7 protein-coding genes are annotated in these 4,328 nt (G+C 28.2%); all 7 read left to right on the plus strand.

The genetic code is table 11. The annotated features are described in order from the left end of the window. Positions 1–796: 796 nt before the first annotated feature. The 7 genes from infA (at position 797) to rplQ (ending at position 4,113) form a co-directional block, all read left to right on the plus strand. The gene (infA, locus tag ACWYO2_RS04960) at positions 797–1,015 is read left to right on the plus strand and encodes a translation initiation factor IF-1 (protein WP_012858377.1); all 219 of its coding nucleotides are present in this window, start codon (positions 797–799) and stop codon (positions 1,013–1,015) included. Between the two features lie 18 nt (positions 1,016–1,033). Continuing rightward, positions 1,034–1,147: a 50S ribosomal protein L36 gene (rpmJ, locus tag ACWYO2_RS04965; protein ID WP_012858378.1), complete on the plus strand. Its 114-nt coding sequence runs from the start codon at positions 1,034–1,036 to the stop codon at positions 1,145–1,147. Between the two features lie 132 nt (positions 1,148–1,279). Next, entirely contained in the window at positions 1,280–1,645 is a 366-nt protein-coding gene (gene rpsM / locus ACWYO2_RS04970; protein ID WP_455515381.1) for a 30S ribosomal protein S13, read from the plus strand. Between the two features lie 25 nt (positions 1,646–1,670). Next, a complete protein-coding gene (gene rpsK / locus ACWYO2_RS04975) occupies positions 1,671–2,057 on the plus strand; it encodes a 30S ribosomal protein S11 (protein WP_066895660.1) in 387 nt (128 codons plus the stop codon). Between the two features lie 28 nt (positions 2,058–2,085). Beyond that, the gene (gene rpsD, locus ACWYO2_RS04980) at positions 2,086–2,673 is read left to right on the plus strand and encodes a 30S ribosomal protein S4 (RefSeq protein WP_455515382.1); all 588 of its coding nucleotides are present in this window, start codon (positions 2,086–2,088) and stop codon (positions 2,671–2,673) included. A gap of 57 nt (positions 2,674–2,730) precedes the next feature. Beyond that, a complete protein-coding gene (locus tag ACWYO2_RS04985; RefSeq protein ID WP_455515383.1) occupies positions 2,731–3,699 on the plus strand; it encodes a DNA-directed RNA polymerase subunit alpha in 969 nt (322 codons plus the stop codon). A 36-nt stretch (positions 3,700–3,735) separates the two neighbouring features. Further along, positions 3,736–4,113 carry a 50S ribosomal protein L17 gene (gene rplQ, locus ACWYO2_RS04990; RefSeq protein ID WP_455515384.1) on the plus strand — a complete coding sequence of 126 codons (378 nt, stop codon included), beginning with the start codon at positions 3,736–3,738 and terminating at the stop codon, positions 4,111–4,113. The last annotated feature ends 215 nt before the right edge of the window (positions 4,114–4,328 follow it).

A 4,328-nucleotide genomic window follows, 5' to 3' on the forward strand; every position in this document is an offset into this window, starting at 1 on the left:
AACTTTAGGATTAAACTTTGATATATCAAAATTAAATGTAGATATGTCTTTAGAGTACAATAAAATATTTAAAATATTGTTTGCTTTAAAGTTAGATGTAGTAAAATAAAATTATAGAGATCATTAAAGAAAATGATGGTCTTTATATTAAATTTAGTAATAATTTTTTGTAGAAATTGAATGGTAAAAATTAGTAGTAAAAAATTTTTAGAGTTAATGGGTATAAGGTATGATAATTTGAAATTAAAAAACCTAAAAATATAAATAAAATTGTAGTGAACCCATAAAGTTGCTAAAGTATTTGATTGGATAGAGAAAAGAATAGGACATAAGAATTTTAAAAGATTATTTGGAATACTTTTAGCAGATCAAGGAAGTGAGTTTTTAAATCATGAAATAATAACAAAAAGTATTTATGATTCTTACACAAGAAGATTTAAAATATTTTATTGTGAAGCAGGTAAACCACATCAAAAATTCCCTATAGAGCTATTTAAAGAAAGGTTTTCTAAAATCATTCTTGATAAACTATCTATAGAGGAAATAGCTTGTGAAGATATAATAGTCACAAGCTACCATAAAATATAAAAGATATGATAGCATATTTTGAAATAAAATGAAATATGATTTTGTGTATTTGGGGTTTACAAAAAAAATATCTGAAAAAATATCTGAAAGTATTGCAATTAATATAAATTTATGGTATACTTTTTCAGTATAAGCGATTGCAAGGAATGAGTTTTGTATTACTCATGTCTTTTTATTGTTTAAATTTAGGTAAGAGTCGAGGTGAATTATGGCAAAACAAGATGTTCTAGAATTAGAAGGTGAGATATTAGAAGCACTGCCTAATGCAATGTTTCAAGTTCGTTTAGAAAACGGTCACGTATTATTGGGACATATTTCAGGTAAAATGAGAATGAATTATATTAAAATTTTACCAGGAGATAAGGTTACTGTTGAAGTATCACCGTATGATCTTTCTAGAGGTAGAATCGTTTATAGAAAAAAATAATTAGGAGGGTTTTTATTAATGAAAGTAAAGGCATCTGTTAAACGTATCTGTGATAAATGCAAAATTATCAAAAGACACGGAAAAGTAAGAGTAATATGCGAAAACCCTAAACATAAACAAGTACAAGGTTAATATCTAAAATTTTTATATATACTTTATGTAAAAATTGTAAAGATATGTTGAGTTGTAGGACTCTAACTTTACTAAAATGTTTAGAAAAGGCATATTGAAGAAGGTAAAAAATTTATTTAAGGAGGAAAGGATTTGGCTAGAATCGCAGGAGTTGACATCCCAAGAAACAAAAGAGTAGAAATCTCATTAACTTATATCTTTGGTATAGGTAGAACTACTTCAAATGAAATTTTAGCAAAAGCTGGAATTAACAAAGACACTAAGGTTAAAGACTTAACTGAAGAAGAAGTAGGTAAAATTAGAACTATCGTTGAAGAGTACAAGATAGAAGGAGAATTAAGAAAAGAAATTAGACTTAATATTAAGAGATTAACTGATATTAAATGCTATAGAGGATTAAGACACAGAATGGGATTACCAGTAAGAGGTCAAAAGACTAAAACTAACGCAAGAACTAGAAAAGGTCCAGCAAAAATGGCTGTGGCTAAGAAAAAGTAAAAATTTTAGATAGGAGGACCATATAGTGGCTAAAAAAACAACAGTTTCAAAGAAAAAGAAATTAAAAAATATACCTAATGGTATAGCTTATATACATTCTACTTTTAACAACACAGTTGTTACTATCACTGATAGTGAAGGTAAAGTAGTTATATGGAAATCAGGTGGAACATCTGGTTTCAAAGGAACTAAAAAAGGAACTCCATTTGCTGCACAAATAGCTGCTGAACAAGCTGCACAAGTTGCAATTGAAAATGGAATGAAAAAAATAGAAATAAAAATAAAAGGGCCTGGATCTGGAAGAGAAGCTTCAATAAGATCAATCCAAGCAACAGACTTAGAGGTAACTAGAATAGTTGATATTACTCCAGTTCCTCACAATGGTGCTAGACCGCCTAAGAAGAAATTATAATTAAGTTTGCAAAGGAGGAATTAAACAAATGGCAAGAGATAGACAGCCTATTTTAAAGAAATGTAGAACTCTTGGATTAGATCCAAGCATTTTAGGTGTAAATAAAAAATCAAGTAGAAATATAAGACCAAATGCGAATAAAAAATTAACTGAGTATGGAACACAATTAAGAGAAAAACAAAAAGCAAGATTCGTATATGGTGTAATGGAAAAACAATTTTATAAATTATATGAAGAAGCAACAAGAAAAGAAGGTGTAACAGGGGAATTACTATTACAATACCTTGAAAGAAGATTAGATAACGTAGTATATAGATTAGGATTTGGTTCAACTAGAAGACAAGCTAGACAAATAGTTAGTCATGGACATATCTTAATAAATGGTAAGAGAGTAGATATTGCATCTTACAGAGTAAAACAAGGAGATGTAATTACTCTTAAAGAAGGATCTTCAGAACTTGCAATAATTAAAGAATCAGTTGGACAAAAAACTGTTCCAGGTTGGTTATCATTAGAAGAATCAACTTTAACTGCAAAAGTTTTAGAAAACCCTACTAGAGATGCTGTTGATTTTGAAATCGACGAAGCTATGATAATTGAGTTCTATTCAAGATAATAAATAGAATTAAATTATTGATGGTAAAAATTCTAAATTGTAAGGGAGTGGTTTATCTTGTTAAATATTGAGAAGATAGCAAAAAATATAAAGTTAACAGAAGAAGTAATAGATAAGTACAGTGCTAAATATACTTTAGAACCTCTATATAGAGGTTATGGTAATACTGTTGGAAATGCTTTAAGAAGAATACTACTTTCTTCTATACCTGGTTCAGCTATTAAAGGAGTTAGAATTGATGGTGTACTAAATGAATTTTCAACTATACCAGGAGTTAAGGAAGCAGTTACTGACATAATATTAAATATTAAGGAAATTGTTATTGAACTTGACGAGCCTACAGAAAAAAGAATGAAGTTATCTGTTAAAGGACCAAAAGTTGTTACTGCAGCAGATATTAATCCAGAATTAGGAATTACAGTGGTAAATCCTGATCAAGTTATAGCAACTATAACTACTGAAAGAGAATTAGATATGGAATTCATAGTTGATTCTGGTGAAGGTTTTGTTGTTTCAGACGAAATAAACAAAGAAGGTTGGGAAACAGATTTCTTAGCTGTTGACGCTATATATACACCAATTAGAAAAGTAAGTTATCAAGTTGAAGATACTATGGTAGGACGTGTAACAAATTATGACAAATTAACTTTAAATATAACTACTGATGGAAGCTTTGAAATACGTGAAGCACTTTCTTATGCAGTTGAATTATTAAATATATATACTAAACCATTTTCAAATATTGGAACAGCGATGGCTAAGTATAGAGAAGATGAAGAAGAAATAGTTGATGTTGAAGTTGAGGACTCGCCTACAGTATTAGAAGACACAAGAATAGAAGAATTAGGTTTAACTGTTCGTTCATATAACTGCTTGAAAAAAGTAGATATAAATACAATAGGAGATCTAGTTGCTTTAACAAAAGAAGATCTTAAGAAAGTTAAGAATCTTGGAAATAAATCTGTTAAAGAAATAATAGAAAAGATGAAGGAATATGGTTACGATATGACTTCTTCTGAAGAATAATATACCAATTAAGTTAGATAGGAGGACTTAAAAAAAATGAATCACAGAAAATCATATAGAAAATTAGGAAGAAGAAGTGATCATAGATTAGCGATGATGAAGAATATGACTATATCTTTATTCAAAGCTGAGCAAATAGAAACAACAGTTACTCGTGCTAAAGAGTTAAGAAAATTTGCTGAAAGAATGATTACTTTAGGTAAGAAATATAATCTTGCTAAAGATGATGCTGCTAAAGCACTTCATATATATAGACAAGTATTTGCTTTCTTAAGAAATGAAGAAGCAACTGCTAAAGTATGTAAAGAATTAGGACCTAAATATGCAGAAAGAAATGGTGGATATACAAGAATCATTAAAACTGACGTAAGAAGAGGAGATCCTGCAGAATTAGCTATAATAGAATTAGTTTAATTTATAAACAAAGGAGTAAATTTTATTTTACTCCTTTTTATATTTGAATATATAATAAATGCTAAGGGTTATTCCTTAGCATTTTTATTTACATATATATTTATACTGCATAAAATGATTCCTATAATTGATACAAATAAAGTTATTACAAATATATTTTGATTATCATTAACTTTGAATATACCTTTAGGCAATAGTAATATTATTTTATATAT

The sequence above is a fragment of the Pseudostreptobacillus sp. genome (genome assembly GCF_977040545.1).